The sequence below is a fragment of the Pseudomonas sp. A25(2017) genome, assembly GCF_002001065.1.
Classification (GTDB): domain Bacteria; phylum Pseudomonadota; class Gammaproteobacteria; order Pseudomonadales; family Pseudomonadaceae; genus Aquipseudomonas; species Aquipseudomonas kilonensis.
On sequence record NZ_MUOA01000096.1, the window covers coordinates 1 to 15776 of the forward strand.

The 15776-nt window shown below is 60.5% G+C and carries 16 protein-coding genes and 1 pseudogene; 6 read left to right on the top strand and 11 right to left on the bottom strand.

The window, feature by feature from the left end:
• The 4 genes and pseudogenes from B0E42_RS24715 to B0E42_RS24730 all read right to left on the bottom strand — a co-directional run.
• A pseudogene (locus tag B0E42_RS24715) lies at positions 1–1325 on the bottom strand (type IV secretion protein Rhs); the annotation flags it as partial.
• Positions 1326–1459: 134 nt separating this feature from the next.
• Positions 1460–1918, bottom strand: coding sequence for a GNAT family N-acetyltransferase (locus B0E42_RS24720; protein WP_018612551.1), 459 nt, complete (start codon positions 1916–1918; stop codon positions 1460–1462).
• A 102-nt stretch (positions 1919–2020) separates the two neighbouring features.
• Complete coding sequence (locus tag B0E42_RS24725; protein WP_018612553.1) at positions 2021–2983, bottom strand: nucleotidyl transferase AbiEii/AbiGii toxin family protein; 963 nt, start codon at positions 2981–2983, stop codon at positions 2021–2023.
• Positions 2964–3371: a DUF6088 family protein gene (locus B0E42_RS24730; RefSeq protein ID WP_003205962.1), complete on the bottom strand. Its 408-nt coding sequence runs from the start codon at positions 3369–3371 to the stop codon at positions 2964–2966. The genes B0E42_RS24725 and B0E42_RS24730 overlap by 20 nt, the downstream gene beginning before the upstream one ends.
• 349 nt (positions 3372–3720) lie before the next feature.
• On the opposite strand from B0E42_RS24730, the gene B0E42_RS24735 reads away from it, so the two are divergent.
• The 6 genes from B0E42_RS24735 to B0E42_RS24760 all read left to right on the top strand — a co-directional run bounded on the left by B0E42_RS24735 (position 3721) and on the right by B0E42_RS24760 (position 9651).
• On the top strand, positions 3721–4344 hold the full coding sequence (locus tag B0E42_RS24735) for a CDP-alcohol phosphatidyltransferase family protein (protein ID WP_024619064.1): 624 nt from the start codon (positions 3721–3723) through the stop codon (positions 4342–4344).
• Positions 4345–4355: 11 nt separating this feature from the next.
• The gene (locus B0E42_RS24740) at positions 4356–6113 is read left to right on the top strand and encodes a bifunctional alpha/beta hydrolase/class I SAM-dependent methyltransferase (protein WP_077508051.1); all 1758 of its coding nucleotides are present in this window, start codon (positions 4356–4358) and stop codon (positions 6111–6113) included.
• Positions 6113–7456: a phosphatase PAP2/dual specificity phosphatase family protein gene (locus B0E42_RS24745; protein WP_077508054.1), complete on the top strand. Its 1344-nt coding sequence runs from the start codon at positions 6113–6115 to the stop codon at positions 7454–7456. The genes B0E42_RS24740 and B0E42_RS24745 overlap by 1 nt, the downstream gene beginning before the upstream one ends.
• Entirely contained in the window at positions 7446–7901 is a 456-nt protein-coding gene (locus B0E42_RS24750) for a hypothetical protein (protein WP_018612563.1), read from the top strand. Before B0E42_RS24745 ends, B0E42_RS24750 begins: the two co-directional genes overlap by 11 nt.
• Before the next feature lie 195 nt (positions 7902–8096).
• The gene (locus B0E42_RS24755; protein ID WP_018612566.1) at positions 8097–8717 is read left to right on the top strand and encodes a 1-acyl-sn-glycerol-3-phosphate acyltransferase; all 621 of its coding nucleotides are present in this window, start codon (positions 8097–8099) and stop codon (positions 8715–8717) included.
• Between the two features lies 1 nt (position 8718).
• Positions 8719–9651 (top strand): phosphatidate cytidylyltransferase, encoded by a 933-nt coding sequence (locus B0E42_RS24760; protein ID WP_003205974.1) that lies wholly within the window; start codon positions 8719–8721, stop codon positions 9649–9651.
• 206 nt (positions 9652–9857) lie between these two features.
• Here B0E42_RS24760 and B0E42_RS24765 read toward each other — a convergent pair whose 3' ends face one another.
• The 7 genes from B0E42_RS24765 to B0E42_RS24795 all read right to left on the bottom strand — a co-directional run bounded on the left by B0E42_RS24765 (position 9858) and on the right by B0E42_RS24795 (position 15562).
• Positions 9858–11015: a glutathionylspermidine synthase family protein gene (locus B0E42_RS24765; RefSeq protein WP_018612569.1), complete on the bottom strand. Its 1158-nt coding sequence runs from the start codon at positions 11013–11015 to the stop codon at positions 9858–9860.
• A gap of 12 nt (positions 11016–11027) precedes the next feature.
• Positions 11028–11729 carry a DUF1190 domain-containing protein gene (locus B0E42_RS24770; RefSeq protein ID WP_077508057.1) on the bottom strand — a complete coding sequence of 234 codons (702 nt, stop codon included), beginning with the start codon at positions 11727–11729 and terminating at the stop codon, positions 11028–11030.
• A gap of 19 nt (positions 11730–11748) precedes the next feature.
• Positions 11749–12177: a DUF350 domain-containing protein gene (locus B0E42_RS24775; protein WP_018612572.1), complete on the bottom strand. Its 429-nt coding sequence runs from the start codon at positions 12175–12177 to the stop codon at positions 11749–11751.
• Positions 12178–12192: 15 nt separating this feature from the next.
• Positions 12193–12855: a DUF2491 family protein gene (locus B0E42_RS24780; RefSeq protein WP_053182383.1), complete on the bottom strand. Its 663-nt coding sequence runs from the start codon at positions 12853–12855 to the stop codon at positions 12193–12195.
• A complete protein-coding gene (locus B0E42_RS24785) occupies positions 12842–13876 on the bottom strand; it encodes an ion channel (RefSeq protein ID WP_018612574.1) in 1035 nt (344 codons plus the stop codon). Before B0E42_RS24785 ends, B0E42_RS24780 begins: the two co-directional genes overlap by 14 nt.
• Positions 13877–14259: 383 nt before the next feature.
• Positions 14260–14958 (bottom strand): PspA/IM30 family protein, encoded by a 699-nt coding sequence (locus B0E42_RS24790; RefSeq protein ID WP_018612575.1) that lies wholly within the window; start codon positions 14956–14958, stop codon positions 14260–14262.
• 22 nt (positions 14959–14980) lie between these two features.
• Positions 14981–15562 carry a YjfI family protein gene (locus B0E42_RS24795; protein WP_139353218.1) on the bottom strand — a complete coding sequence of 194 codons (582 nt, stop codon included), beginning with the start codon at positions 15560–15562 and terminating at the stop codon, positions 14981–14983.
• Positions 15563–15776: the final 214 nt, after the last annotated feature.

Genomic DNA, 15776 nt, shown 5'->3' on the forward strand with positions numbered 1-15776 from the left:
TGGGTCTGGGACGCGGTGTCGGCGGGGTCGCCGTTGGGGTTTTTCGACTGGGTGGGGGCGTCGTCGTGGGGTTCGTGTTCGCTCAGGCGTGTAGAGGGCTGGGATTTTTCCCGCGCCACGGCGGCTGGATTGCTGACGGACAGGGGGGCAGAGTGTTCAGGGGTGATGTGCAAAGGTCCGACAGGCGTCGGTTTTAAAGGTCCGCGCTGGCTGACCACCAACGGTTTGAGCACATCGGCATGCTGATTGAGCCTATCGGGGGTGAGTTGGCCCAATCTCAGGCTCGACGCCAGCAACCACTCCCGGGCCCGCTCCGAGCGGACCCGGCCCAGCACGTTTCCGCTCATGCGCAGCCCCAGGCCCAGCCCCCCGGTCAAACGCATCAGCAGGAAATTGATCAGTACCGAAGCGCGCAGCTCTCCGACAACTTCGGCCGCGTACTGAGGCGGCAACATTCGTACCCAACTGGTGAACGCGGCCACGTGGACGAAGAGCAACGGCTCGTCGCTCAACACCATCAGCCCTTTGGCGATCGCCTCGGAGGACGCCCTCAGTAGCTGTTCAAGCTCGGCTTGAGTCAGGTACTCCAGCAACTTTTCGCTGTTGGCCTGCAAGTCGGCCAGCAGCCCGAAAACCTGTTTAACGTCATCCCACAGCTGATGCAGGGCATTTTTGAAGCCGCGCCAATCGGCTTGCTGCAACGCGCCGTAACGCTCGAGAAACCCGGCCTCGGAAAACTCCGTCCACAGCGGTTGAAACTGCTCCCACTCCGCTTTCAGCCAGCCCTCAAGTTCGTCGATCACACCTTGGTAAGACGCGTACAACGCCTTGACGTGAGCGTCCGTTACATGGGGAAAAAAGGTGATGCGATAACGCTGGCCTCGCCAGCACTCAGAAACTTCCAGGATGCCACTGGGGCCGATTACGTGACGGATCGGCTCACCGAACGTTTCCTTCCCCGGCTCGCCACCGGTGACCGGTTCCAGCATCACCGGCGTGTCGCCAATCGGCACGAAACGCGCCGCCTGGAACATGTGCACCAGCGTCAGCGGCCCCTCCGCCGGGCAGGCCACCACCGTGGCGCTGATGGGTTTATCCAGGTTTTTCGGCGCCGCCAGGGACACCTCGTTGCCGACCTTGAACACTTGCTCAAGATCCAACGCCCAACCGGTCCAGAAGCTTTCAGCCCAGGCGTCGTAGTCGTTCAGGCAGGTTCGAAAGTCCTGGAAAACCGCGTCGACATCCGGCTGTTCGGGGTCCATGACTGCCATCACCAGCGAACCAATGACGTTGCCTTGGGCAAGGATTTTGTCGTAGTCGGGCATGCAGGCAGCTCGCGGCGCAGGAGTGGGCGCGAGACTCTGCCTGCGATGGCGAGAGAAATAAGTCAGGAAAAGAGGGAATGGATGTAGGGCGATTCGCTAAATTTAGACGCTTGGTGTGGAAAACCCGCCGATGACTATAAACACCGCGCCATCAGCCACTGCTCTTTCCCCCAAGCCTCAAAACGCTCCAGCACGTCCCAACCCAGCTTGGCGTAATAATCACGTTGGCTGTGGGTGTGCAGGAACAAGGTGATGATTCCAGCCTCTCGCGCATGACTACAGATGCCTTCGATCAACTGCGCCGCAAGCCCTCTGCGTCGAGCCTCTGGGGTGATGAATACACACGCCAGCCACGGGCCCAGCTCTGGCTGGTCAGGCAGGTCGTGGCTGGCCAGTGAAGCGCCGCCGAGCAACTGGTCGTGTTCCATGGCGATCAGGCACTTCCAGCGGCCATCGTGCTGCCCCGCAGCGAATTCCTGCTGCCAACTGGCGAGGGATTGCTGGGCGAATTCATAACTGAACTCCCGATGGAGCCACTCGGCCATCTGGTCGCTTTTATCCATGTGGTTAGTGAGCCAATCCATCTGCAGCATTTGAAACACTCCTTGTATTTAGTCAGCCGGCTGCTGACCCGCTTTGCTCGAAAGAAGACACCCGCGAGCAGGGTCCGTTAACCCGTTTATGATCCGAGAGTGTTACAGCGTCCGAATCAACGCTTCGGCGTGCAGACGAAACACAACATAAGCTTCATCAAAGCTCGGGCGGACATTGCCAAAAATCAGCGGCATGAGCTTCGCGTCATACTGGCTACGAATCTGCGCATCCAAACTCGCCTGATGGAGAGCGCACTGCATGACATTTCCCGGATCGTCAGCAAATGGAGGAAACTGCCGACCAAATTCGAGCGCATCAAACTCCACCAGACATTTGAAACCGAGAGCGGCTCGTTCGCCGACAGCGGGATCGCCACGGCTTATGCAGTAAACATCATAGATATGCCGCACCAATGTATCGTCCCATGGCTGGAGCATGGCTCCGGCTTGGTGTTGGGCATAGCGGCGAAGAAACGAAATAACTTTCTCCGCAAGCGTTTCCTCTACCGCTACGCAGGCAATATCGCCCAATCCCCCAGACCTTGCGGCGAGTCGATTGACCAGGTACTCCAGCGGCTGCTGAGTCACTTCAAACTGTGGGATTCGCGCAGTCAGCTCAAGACTTAGATAAGGGCGCAAACTGGTGTCGTGAGGGTATTGAGGGGCATATTGCCAACGACTGGCGAAGTATCGGTTTTCATTCCGAGCAACACGCGCATCCACGATCTCCTCAAAACCGAACTCGGCGAGGACATGACAAACCTGAACCTTCAGGTTGCTGAGATGCCGCTTCTGAGCCGAGGCGCTCAACGCATCAGGCTCATCCAACACGATCTTTAAGTCGACGTCCTCCGACATACGCTCGATCAGTTGGTAAGCCTTCGACAGGCTTGTGCCGCCGCAAAACACCAGGCGAACACCTGGAAACCGCATCCCCATCAAAGCTTGCAAAGCATCCGTCACGTGGACGTCTTTTTCCAGGATGCTAGCCGTAAGTAGTCCGACATCGACCTCAGCCAACACCGCATCGATTAACTCGACCTGTTCAGGCGTGATGATTTTCATAAACGACGTACCGACCACCGAAGCCGAGCTTGCGATTAATACGCCGTGAACCCGTGTCGAAAACGATGCCGGCGGGTAGCTGCAAGCTGTCGCTGGCGTTGTATTCACGCACTGCGCGTCCCGCCGTGATCTTCACGCCAAGCTTTTGCAGAACCAAAGGTGCCAGGACTTCAAGGGGGCGAACCGGTATCGGCTTGCCCGTAAGCACACTGGCCTTGGCTTTTGCGAAGACTCCCACGCCGAGCTTGACCAGTACGCCGTTGGCCACCAGATGGCGCAGCGCTCGGGATACCTGCGCGGGGCTGCCGAAGTCGGAAAACTCGGAGCGTAGAAACACATCGTCCTTTCGCAAGGCGATTGATCTTTTAAGCCGCTCTTCGATAACCATGGCTTACCTCCCGGCAGCACCTAACAAAAAATAATTCTCAACAGATTGTTTTATAAAGAGATTTAAATACAAACAGTGCTCAAAGCTCGCTCAGTATAAATCAGAGCCAAAACATCGGCCAATGCAGCCTTGAAACAGGATCGCATGCACAGCGCACTATTCATTTCAGACACAAAACCCGTGGGAGCGAGCAAGCTCGCTCCCACATTGGCTATTTCTTGCACAGGTCATTGGTTTTAGATGCCTACCCGCACTCATTCTCAAGAAATACCCGCCAGCACCCCCTCAACCTATCGTAATCTCGCACCTGTATAAGCCCAGCCCCGCAACCGGTCGAGATCTCACCCCGATGCCCTCCATCTACCAACTCAAGCCCGCCTTTCAAAACCTGCTGCGCCCCATGGTTCAACGCCTCTACAACAACGGTGTCACCGCCAACCAGGTCACGGTGCTCGCCGGCATCGTTTCGGTATTGGTCGGCGCGGTCATCGCCTGGTTTGCCAACCATCCGTGGATCTTCGTCCTGGTGCCGATCTGGATGTTCCTGCGCATGGCGTTGAATGCCGTTGATGGCATGTTGGCGCGGGAGTTTGGCCAGCAATCGCATCTGGGCGCCTACCTCAATGAGCTATGCGATATCATCGCCGACGCGGCCCTGATCCTGCCTTTTGCCCTGTTTGCCGATTCCAGTCTGTTGCTCGTGTTGTTGGTCACGCTGTTGGCGTTGTTTAGCGAATACGCCGGCGTGCTGGGGGCAATGGTGGGGGCTTCGCGGCGCTATGACGGGCCGATGGGCAAGAGTGATCGCGCCTTTGTGTTGGGCGTGTTGGCGACCGGCATTGCCCTGGGTTGGCTCGGGGCGCTCTGGGTAGATGGTGTGATGGCGGTGGTTGCCGCCCTGCTGGTTTATACCTTGGTCAACCGGGTCCGTCATGGCCTGGGCCAAGTGAAGGAAAACGCTCCCTCAGCATAAAGGAACTTGCAATGCGCGAAGCCCAGGAACTGACGTTCACTACCTTTGACGGCGTAGAGTTGTTCTACCGGCACTGGCCGGCTGTCGACGCGGCGGCGGGTGAGCCCCGTCAAGCTGTGTTGTTGTTTCATCGTGGTCATGAACACTCCGGGCGCATTGCGCACCTGGTGGATGAACTGGACCTGCCCGGGTTCGACTTCTTTGCCTGGGACTCGCGCGGCCATGGCCAGTCGCCTGGCGAGCGGGGCGACAGCCCGAGCTTTGCCACCAGTGCGCGGGATGTGCAGACCTTCTGCGATCACATCGGCGCGGCGCATCAGATCGACGAAGCGAACATCGCCGTGGTCGCACAAAGCGTCGGCGCGGTGATCGCGTCCACCTGGGTCCACGACTACGCGCCGCGCATTCGCTCGCTGGTGCTGGCCTCGCCGGCGTTCAAGGTCAAGCTCTACGTGCCACTCGCCCGTCCGGGCCTGGCGCTGATGCGCAAATTCCGTGGCAATTTCTTCGTCAACAGCTACGTCAAGGCGAAATTCCTCAGCCATGACCCGGAGCGCGTGGCGTCCTACGACAGCGATCCGTTGATCACCAAGGCCATTTCGGTGAACGTGCTGCTGGGCCTGTACGAAGCCGCCGACCGCGTGGTGGCCGATGCCCAGGCGATCCAGGTGCCGACGCAACTGTTGATCTCCGGATCGGACTTTGTCGTGCACCGCAAACCCCAGGAGCAGTTCTTCGAGCGCCTGGGCAGCCTGCACAAAGAGAAGCACATCCTGCCGGGGTTCTTCCATGACACCCTCGGCGAGAAGAACCGCGCGCCGGCCGTTGCCAGTGCCCGCCGCTTCATCCTGCAGAACTTTGCCCGACCGCTGGACCGCCCTTCCCTGCTCGACGCTGATCGCCTGGGCGCGACCTGCGCCGAAGCCGAAACCCTGGCCACGCCGCTGCCGCACAACTCGCTGCGCGACCTCTACTGGCGCATGACCCGCGCCAGCATGCGCTTTGGCAGCAAGTTGTCGGCCGGGGTGAAGCTGGGCTTCGACACCGGGTTCGACTCCGGCAGTACCCTGGATTATGTCTACCGCAACCGCCCCACCGGCACCTCGGCGCTGGGCAAGATGATTGACCAGAACTACCTGAACTCCATCGGCTGGCGCGGCATTCGCCAGCGCAAGCTGAACGTCGAGGAGCTGCTGCGCCTGGCGATGGCCGAATTGCGTGCGCAAGACCGCGAGGTGCGCATCGTCGACATCGCCGCCGGCCATGGCCGCTACATTCTCGAAGCGCTGCAAGGCGTCAGCCCGTTGCCCGAGTCGATCCTGCTGCGCGACTACAGCGACATCAACGTGCGCGACGGCAGTGCGCTGATCGTGGAAAAAGGCTTGGGCGACATCGCCCGATTCGTCAAAGGTGACGCCTTCGACCGCCAGGATCTGGCGGCGCTGGAGCCGAAACCCACCCTCGCCGTGGTGTCGGGTCTGTACGAGCTGTTTGCCGACAACCAACTGGTCGGTGGTTCCCTCGCCGGCCTGGCCGAAGCCGTGGAGCCTGGCGGTTTCCTGGTCTACACCGGCCAGCCGTGGCACCCGCAACTGGAACTGATCGCCCGCGCCCTCACCAGCCACCGCGCCGGTCAGGCCTGGGTGATGCGTCGGCGTACACAGGCGGAGATGGATCAATTGGTTGAGGCGGCGGGCTTCCGCAAGATCACCCTGCGGGTCGATGAATGGGGCATTTTCAGCGTTTCGCTGGCCCAGCGAGTGCAGTAATGAGCGCCGTCATCGCTCCAGCCCGCGAGCCCGCACTGCTGAAACCGGCGGTGCTGTGGCTGCTGTTGCTGGCGCCGCTGTTCTTCACCACTTACGGCTTCGCCACCTGGGTCACGTCCCAGCGTGACGACGTCGGCACGCTGGTGTTCGCCTGGGAAACCCACATGCCGTTCATGGCCTGGACCATCGTGCCGTACTGGTCGATTGATCTGCTGTACGGCCTGTCCTTGCTGTTGCCCACCAGCCGTGACGAACTCAAGCGCCACGCCTTGCGCCTGCTTACGGCGCAGGTGATTGCGGTCAGTTGCTTTTTGCTCTGGCCGTTGCGCTTCACCTTCCCCCGCCCGGAAATGGACGGGGTGTTTGGTTGGTTGTTCGAAGTGCTGGCGGGTTTCGACAAGCCGTTCAATCAGGCGCCGTCGCTGCACATCGCGTTGCTGGTGGTGCTGTGGGTCTGCTATCAGCGGCATCTGCAGGGCTTCTGGCACTGGGTGATGCACGGTTGGTTCGCGTTGATCGGCGTGTCGGTGCTGACCACTTATCAACATCACTTCATTGACCTGCCCACGGGCGCGTTGGCCGGCTGGCTGTGTGTCTGGTTGTGGCCGCTGGACCGTCCGAGTCCGCTGCTGAGTGCGCGTCTGGCGGCGGACCCTGCCCGTCGGCGCTTGGCCTTGCGTTATGGCTTGGGCGCGGCGGCGCTGTTCATCCCGGCGTTTGCCTTGGGCGGCGCGTGGCTCTGGCTGATCTGGCCGGCGGTCGCGGTGCTCATGGTGGCGCTGAATTACCTGCTGTTCGGTGCCGACGGGTTCCAGAAGCGTGCCGACGGCCGCTTGAGTCCGGCGGCGCGCTGGTTGCTGGCGCCTTATCTCGCGGCGGCGTGGATCAATTCGCGCGGCTGGACGCGCAAGCATCCGCAGCCGGACCAGGTGGCGGATAACGTCTGGCTGGGGCGAATCCCTACGCCGATGGAACTGAAGGACAGCGCGTTTACCGGGGTGCTCGACCTCTGCGCGGAACTGTCCATGGACAGCACGGGCGTTGCCTATCGTTCGTTGCCGGTGCTCGACCTGACCGCACCGACGACTGAGCAATGCCTGAACGCGGCACAGGCCATTGAACGCCTGCGCCAGCACGGGCCGGTGCTGGTCTGCTGCGCCCTGGGTTATTCACGCAGCGCCACGGCGGTGGTTGCCTGGTTGTTGCACAGTGGGCGGGCAGCGAACGTTGATGCGGCAATCGTGCAAATCCAGCGCGCTCGACCGCGTATCGTCTTGCATGCGGCGCACCGTCGAGCGCTGGAACAGTTATCCACAACGCCGGGAAATGACCATGATCACTGATATGGAACTCCACACCGTGGCAAGCCTGTTGCGCCGAGGGCATTCGCTGGACCAGTTTTCCACCGGGCTGACGCTGCTGGCAGCACTGGTAGGACTAGGCCAATGGCTGGTGGGCGTCATCGATCCGTGGTTGCTGCTGCTGAGTGCCACACTGATCGTCCTCGGCGTGCTGGAAAAATACTGGGCGCTGCGCGTGGCATTCGATGCCGATCTGTTTCAGCGCATGGCTGACAGCACCCAATCCCTGGCCGAACGCACCTACACCTTGGACCAAGCCCTCACCTCGCTGGGCCTGCAACCGGCCGAACGCGCCGGCCGTCTCTGGACCGAACGCCGGCACGGCGCGTTGTTGCTGCTGCGTCGGCAGTCGCGGTTGCTGGCCATACAAGTTGTCTTGGTGCTGGGCTTCATCCTGGCCAGTCCCTGGTTAGCTTCAGGTATGTAGGAAGTTTTTGTGGCGAGGGGATTTATCCCCGCTGGGCTGCGCAGCAGCCCCCAACCAGGCACCTCGGTGTGCCAAGAAGATTGAGTTAGCTGCTTTAGGGCTGCTGCGCAGCCCAACGGGGATAAATCCCCTCGCCACAAAGGGTGCGCTCCCTCGCCACAGTTATGCTTATGTTTCTCAGGACAAGGAATCCTCATGTTCGAACCCGTGGTCGCCAACCTCATCACCTCCGCCGCCCGCATGGTCACCGGCGCTCGCAGCCTGTGGCTCGGCTGCGCGCCGACGCCGGTGCAGCGGATCTACTTCGCCAACCACAGCAGCCACGGTGACTTCGTGCTGCTCTGGGCCTCGCTGCCGCCGACGCTGCGCAAGCTCACCCGTCCGGTAGCGGGAGCCGACTATTGGCAAACCAGCCCGATGCGTCGCTACATCATCAACCGGGTGTTCAACGGCGTGCTGGTGGACCGCGAGCGCAAGGATCCTTCCAGCAGCCCATTGCAGCCGATGCTCGATGCGTTGGCAAACGGCGACTCGCTGATCATCTTCCCGGAAGGCACGCGCAATCCGGAAGAAGGCCTGTTGCCCTTCAAGAGCGGGATCTATCACTTGATGAAAAACCATCCCGAGGTCGAGGTGATCCCGGTGTGGATCGCCAACCTCAACCGCGTCATGCCCAAAGGCCGTGTCCTACCGCTGCCGCTGTTGTGCACCACCAGTTTCGGCGCGCCGCTGTGCATCGAAGAAGGTGAAAGCAAAGAGCAATTTCTTGAACGCAGCCGCGCCGCGCTGCTGGCACTGGCCCCGGAGCACGTCTGACATGGATCGATATACCCTGATGTTGTTTGGCGGGATCGGCGCCATTCTGGTGCTGGCTTCGTTGATCGGTTTCATTCTCAGGCTGCGGACCAAAGGCGCGCCGAACTCCGTCATCGACAACCTCAACGCCCGGATCAATGCCTGGTGGATCATGGTGCTGGTGATCGGCATCGCGTTCTGGCTCGGCAATGCGGCGGTGATCCTGTTGTTCTACGCGGTGTCGTTCTACGCCCTGCGGGAATTCCTGACCCTCACACCCACCCGGCGCAGCGACTACCCGGCCCTGGTGGCCGCGTTCTACCTGGCGCTGCCGCTGCAATACCTGTTGATCTACTACGACTGGTACGGGCTGTTTTCGATCTTCATTCCGGTGTATGTGTTCCTGCTGCTGCCGATCCTGGCGTCCCTGGGCGGCGACAGCACGCACTTCCTGGAGCGCGCTTCCAAGGTTCAGTGGGGCTTGATGATCGCGGTGTTCTGCATCTCCTTCGTGCCCGCCCTGCTGACGCTGGACATCGCTGGCTTTGAAGGGCGCAACCTGTTGCTGATCGCGTACCTGGTAATCGTGGTGCAGCTCTCGGATGTGTTGCAGTACGTCTGCGGCAAGCTGTTCGGCAAACACAAGATCGCGCCGAACCTGTCGCCCTCGAAAACCGTGGAAGGGTTTGTCGGCGGCATTTTCCTGGCCTCGTTGATCGGTGGCGCGTTGTGGTGGATCACGCCGTTCAATCCTTGGCAGTCGTTCCTCATCGCCTTGCTGATCAACTTGCTGGGGTTTGCTGGCGGCATCGTCATGTCAGCGATCAAACGCGACCGCGGCGTCAAGGACTGGGGCCACATGATCGAAGGCCACGGCGGCATGCTCGACCGGCTGGATTCGGTGTGCTTCGCGGCGCCGATCTTCTTCCACCTGGTGCGGTACTGGTGGACCTGAGGAAGTCTGCGGCAACCACAGGGGTTAGGTACTTGGCCCACTTAGCACACAGCTCTTGTGGCGAGGGGATTTATCCCCGCTGGGCTGCGCAGCAGCCCCAAAGCAGTCGACCCAATCTTCCTGACACACCGAGTTGTCTGATTTGGGGGCTGCTTCGCAGCCCAGCGGGGATAAATCCCCTCGCCACAAGAGCTGCTGGTAATCGATCAGTCGAGGATCAGGTGCGGCAGGAACCGGCTGGAATCCTTGGTGATCAGGCTGTTGTCTTCCCGCACGCCGATGCCCGCCGCCTGGTCGCCGATGACCCAGGAGCCGATCAGGGTGTAGCTGTCGCCAAAGCGTGGCAGTGGCGCGAATTCCTGGAGGATGAACGGCGCGTCGGTGTAGGGACCGTCTTCTTTTACGATCAGGCCATCAGCGGTCTGCAGCTCGATGTTGGCGCCTTCCCGGGAAAAGAACGGCTTGCGCACCCAGCCCTTGGGCACCGCTTTGCTGGTGTCGGTGTCCAGGTGGGCCGCGAGCAGGTTCGGGTGGCCTTTGTTGAATTCCCACAGCAACGGCAGGATGCCTTTGTTCGAGATGATCGACTTCCAGGCCGGCTCGAAAAACTGCGTATCGCACTGGGCAATCGCTTCACCAAACGGCTCGTGGAAGATGAACTCCCAGGCGTGCAGCTTGAACAGGTGCGGAATCCAGCGTTCTTCCAGGTCAACAAAACGCCCGTCACTGTTGAGGCCGATGTCTTCGACATCGATGTGCCGCGATTCAATGCCGACTTTTTCCGCGATCAGGCGCAAGTAGTCCGTGGTGCCCTTGTCTTCCACCGAGCCTTTCATCGAGGCGAAATAAAACGGCTCTTTGAGCTGCAACTGGGCGAAGGCCTGGTGCAGCTTGGTGTCGATGCTGTTGAACTGGTCGGCATGCTTGGGCAGCAAACCGCGCTCGATGCATTGCTCCAGCCAGCCCCACTGGAACGCCGCCGCCTCGTAGAGGCTGGTCGGCGTGTCGTAGTTGAGCTCCAACAGCTTGGCGGGGCCCGTGCCGTTGTAGGAGAAATCCATGCGCCCATACAGGTGCGGGTGACCTTCCAGCCATGAAGTGCGCACCAGGTCGAAGAACGGCGCTGGAATGCTCAGGCGCTCCAGCAGTTCTTCGCTCTGGACCACGCGGGCCACGAGGTCCATGCACATGTCATGGATCTCGGTAGTCGGGTCTTCCAGGTCGTCCTCGATCTGCTTGAGGGTGAACTGGTAGTACGCGCTTTCGTCCCAATAGGGTTCGTCGTCGATGGTGTGGAACAGAAAGCCGAGCTGCTCGGCGGTCTGTTTCCAGTCATGACGTTCTGCGCAATGGATCTTCTTCATGGCGCTGGTTCCTCAACCGCCGGAGCTGCTCGAACCGCCCCAACCGCTGCGGGCACTGGACTTGCTGCCGAAACCGCCACGAGACGTGGAGGACGCGACGGCCATCGCCTTGCTGCTCTTGATGGAGTCGGTGTAGCTGCCGTACCGCGCCTGGTTGGACTTGGTAAAGGTCGAGCCACTGGACACCCGCTGGCTGAGGGTCGAGGACCCGAAGCTGCCGCGATCATCGCGGTAGCGGTAGACCGGCTCGGAGTAATAGCTGCTGCGGTTGCTGCTCAACATATTGCCGATCAGCATGCCGGTCAGCAGGTTGCCGAAGCCTGAACCACCGACGTTCGCTTCCGAAGCCGGCAACTTGGCCCGGGCGGCATCGACCTCGGACTGCGTGACTTCGCCATCGGCGTTCAGCTCGAAACCACCCAGCTTGGGAAGGAACTTGCCGGCCGAGTCCTGCTGGCACCAATCAGGCACGAAGTCGGCATCGCAATCGGCCTGGCTGTCGTACACCGGCGCGATGCGACGATGCTCGCTCATGGCGCTCATGTAGGCGTCGGCGCAAATGTCCACCGGCAGCTTTTCATCGACACATTGCTGGACGGACTGGAAGTTGTACTTTTTCTGCAACTTGTAGGTTTTTTCCGTTGGCCCGCAGCCGGATATCGCCAGGGCGACCGACGCGGCCAGCGAAAGCTGGACGTACTTGCTTCGTTTCATCGGGATCTCCGTGGCGCAATCAGTTCGTGGAAGGCGTCATGCACGCGGCGTTCAACATGCCGACGCTGATGGCCACGGCGGCGATGTAGATACCGGCGGCGATTTCACCGTTCTTGATGCGCGCGGAAGCGCCCTTGAGCACCAGGCTGGTCACCAGGAACGCCAACAACTGGACGGCAGCGGCGATCACCGCCCAGACGACGAAATCCAGCAGGCTGATCGAATAGGCAATCACGTTGCTGGCCGGGATGGCGAAACCAATGAGGGCACCGCTCAGGGCGATCGCCGCAGCCACGTTGCCCGAACGGATCAACTCGAACTCTTTGTGCGGCGTGACATGGATGTAGATGAACTGGAACAGCGCGAACAGCACGGCCGCACCGAGGATGTACAGGACGAAGCCGAACACGGCGGCCTTGTTCAGGGAAATGGAGAGCGCTTCAAGCATGGATTTCTTCCTTATTCAAAGAGTGTTCAGGTCAGTGGTGTACAGCGAAATACCCAGCGAAGTGCTCAGGCTGACGGTGCCTTCGGCATCTTCTTCAACGGAGAACAGCAGGAACTCCCGGCGATCCGTCAGGCCGGTGTCGCGGGCGTACAGCATCGAACGGTGTTCGACGCTGTAGGACTCATCCGGGTTGCTCACGCGCTCGCTCATCCCCACCAACTCTGTCTGGCCCGCCTCGGTGCCCCATTCGCGGGTGTACTCGACGCCGTCGTGGGTGTAGGTCGGCAGGCCGATCAAGCTTTCAGGGCCGGCCAGGCGACGCAACTCCGCTTCGCTGTTGATCGTGACGTAGCTGAGGTAGTTGAACAGGATCACCGACTCGACCTGCCCGGCGATGTCGCCGCTGGTGTGCACTTGCAGCCAGTAGTCTTCGTCGTTCATGTAGCAACGCGACAGCCAGTTCGACTGCCCGAGGTCGACGATGCCCAGGCTCCAGATCTGTTGGGAGCCGGGGATGACCACGGCGCTGTTGCCGTCGAGCAACAACTTGAGCGTGGAGTCGAACATGACCTGCTTGCCGGAAGCCAGGCCCAGCGGCCCGGTGACAGGCGAGTGATTGCTGGCTGTCGTGTTCGCGTTCGGGGCTTCAAGCCCCATCAACTGTTTAAACCACCCCATGGGAAATTTCCTTGAGACGCGTGGAGGCGATGTAGAAGAGTTCTCCGCCCACGACGCGGGTGGCGCCGGGCGGGTTGATCGACGGCTGGCGGGCGCCCTGGGCGCGGTAGCCGATCAGTGTAGCGTTGTGCTGCTCTTTCATCCGGGTATAGAGATCGCCGAACGTCGCTTCAAACGCCTCGGGCAGTTTCATCAGGTACTGGGTGGCGCCTTGGCCGACGCAGAGCAATTCATTGATGACCACGGACGAGCCCGGGTCCTGGGAGGCACGCACCAGCATTTCGATGGCCATGCTGGAGGTGCATTCCAGGCTCGGCGCATAGGCACTGGCGAGGGCGGCGATTTCGCTGTCATTGAAGTGTGCGACCACGTGCCCGGCAGGCCCCAATTGATTGACCGCCAGCACGGTGGCCAGGGTCAGGTCGTCGGAATGGGTTCGCACCAGCACGCGTTCGGCACCCGGCACGCCGGCACGCTGCAACAGCGCGACGGAGGACAGGCTGTCGCCCTTGATGAACGAGGTCTTGCCGGGCATGGGGTTTTCTTCGAGATCGCAATCGCAGATGACGATCAGGTTGTCATTGGACGTTTCGTCCTGCAGCAGCAATTCGATGACCCGCTCGCTGGAGGCGCCCTCCCAGCCGATGAGAACCGTGTGGCCGACTTTACCGGTGAAATCGCCTTTGCCCTTCATGCCTTTTCTCCATACATCGATGACACTGCTGGTGGTTTTGCCGATGACCGTCGTCAACAGGGCAATGCCCCCGAGCATGATCCAGGTCGCCACGAAAATTCGCCCGGCGGATGTCTGTGGCAACAGATCGCCATAGCCGACGGTGAGCGTGGTGGTGAGATAGAAGTAGATAAACGTGGCGGCGGCGATGAGGTGTTGCTCGCCCAGCAGCACCAGGCCGATCCAGGCTGTGGACAGGTGCAAGCCCACCGCAATGGCCAGGCCCGCCCAGCCGAACCGATGGAAGAAGGACGACGCGTACGTGCGCAACAAAAGGAAAATCGACATTTCGTCCCTGACTCCGTGGGGCTTCGTTCCTGGCGGGATCATCGCTCTGGCACCTGAGTGCTCGAGCGTAGTGGCCGGACAGCATTAAACCTGCTGTGCGGTTTTGATAAAAGTGCTTTGGTGACAATAAATCGGACGATTTTCTGGAAAGCAGGACTCAGACACAAAAAACCCGATGCCGAGCACAAAACCTGTGGCGAGGGGATTTATCCCCGCTGGGCTGCGCAGCGGCCCTAAAAGCTGACACCTCGGTGTGTCAGCTGGATGGAGCACGCAGCTTTGGGGCTGCTTCGCAGCCCAGCGGGGATAAATCCCCTCGCCACAAGGTCTGTGCCTGGCCTGGCTTGCCTTGGCGGGTCTTCACCAAGGCAAGCCCCATCCGATCACTCAGCCGATTTTTTCTTCAAACGTTCCAGGATCGCATTGGCGCTGCCTTCGTTCGGCGTGATGCCGGCGTCGCGCAGCTTGCGCTCCAGGTCGGAGCCGGTCGAAGCGTCGGCCAGTTCGTCCTGGGCTTGCAGTTCAGCGGCACGTTGCTGTTGCTTGGCCTGCAGGCGGTTGAGCGTACCGACGGCGGTTTCCAGCTTGCCATTGGCGCCGCCGCTGGCGATCGAAGCACTGACCTGGGCCTTCTGTACGCTTTCGCGGGCCTTGGCCATGTCCACTTGCTGACGCAGGCTCTTGATCCGGCTTTCGGCCTTGGTGATGTCTTTGCGCATGTTGTCCGCGTAACCGCCAAATTCGGTCGCGTGCTTCTGCTCGGCGTCCAGTTCGTTGGTCAGGGTCGAAATGGCTTCGGCCACTTCCAGCGCCAGGTCTTCGCGGTTGGCCTGGATCGCGGCCAGGGCCTTGGCTTCCAGGTCCTTGATCTTGGCGTTGTATTCGCCGACGCGATCAGTCGCCAGTTTGTGCTTGGCCATGATGGTGACCAGCTCACGCTTGGCGTTGGCCAGCGCGCTGTCGGCATCGCGAATTTCCTGGTCGAGGATGCGCAGGGCCTGTTGGTCGACGATCGATTCGCCGACTTCGTTGGCACCGCCACGCAGTGCGGTGAACAACTTGCTCCAGATGGACTGAGTCATTGGATGGTTCCTATTCGGCGAATTAAATGAAGAAGCGTTCGAAGGCTTCGCTGGCGCGCTGGACGTTGTCGACGAGGGTTTTAACCTCGGTGACGACGTTGGTCAGGCTGGAGTCGGAGCTCAACGCACCAAACATGTTGTAGACGACCTGTCCGTTGGGCATGGTCTCGATGCCGATGGACGACAGCGGGAACATCTCCCGGCTGCGCAGCACGGCGTCATTGAATGCCGCGACGTCGTTGATCGACTCGACGTCCACCAGGACGGTATCGACGATGACCTGGTCGCCTACCACTGCGATGTAGATCGGCAAGCCACCGAAGTCATTCATTTCCAGCTTGATGCTGGACTCGGAGCCTTGAACGAGAGAGAGAGTGATGTCGTTCGCGACCACTTCGTCCAGGGCCTGAAGGGCGCTGTAGAGGCGATCGATGTTCCAGTTGTTACCTGCGCTCATGTAATCCTCCGACATGAATGAGCCAGCCAGAATCGGTTGGCGTAGCTGTTTCTCCATTTGCTTGAGCAGGCTTCGGTTTTCGGGAAGCACCCAAGTCTCGTGTTTCACATACCCGGCGGCACTCAGGCCCGCGCGCATCTGCTTCATGTAGAAGCTCGACGGTTTTTTCGCGGAGGGTTTGGCGCGCTCTCCCGTGCGGCTCGCTGAATCGGTCACAGACCCGTCTGGCGGATCTGATGGAGAGCTGGTTGACATGCTACTGACCCCACTGTGAAAAACTCACGCGTGATAAACACTACAGGTACTTTCGAAACCTCACAATAGCTCACGCGTGAGATTTTTTTAGCAACTGATCCCCCCC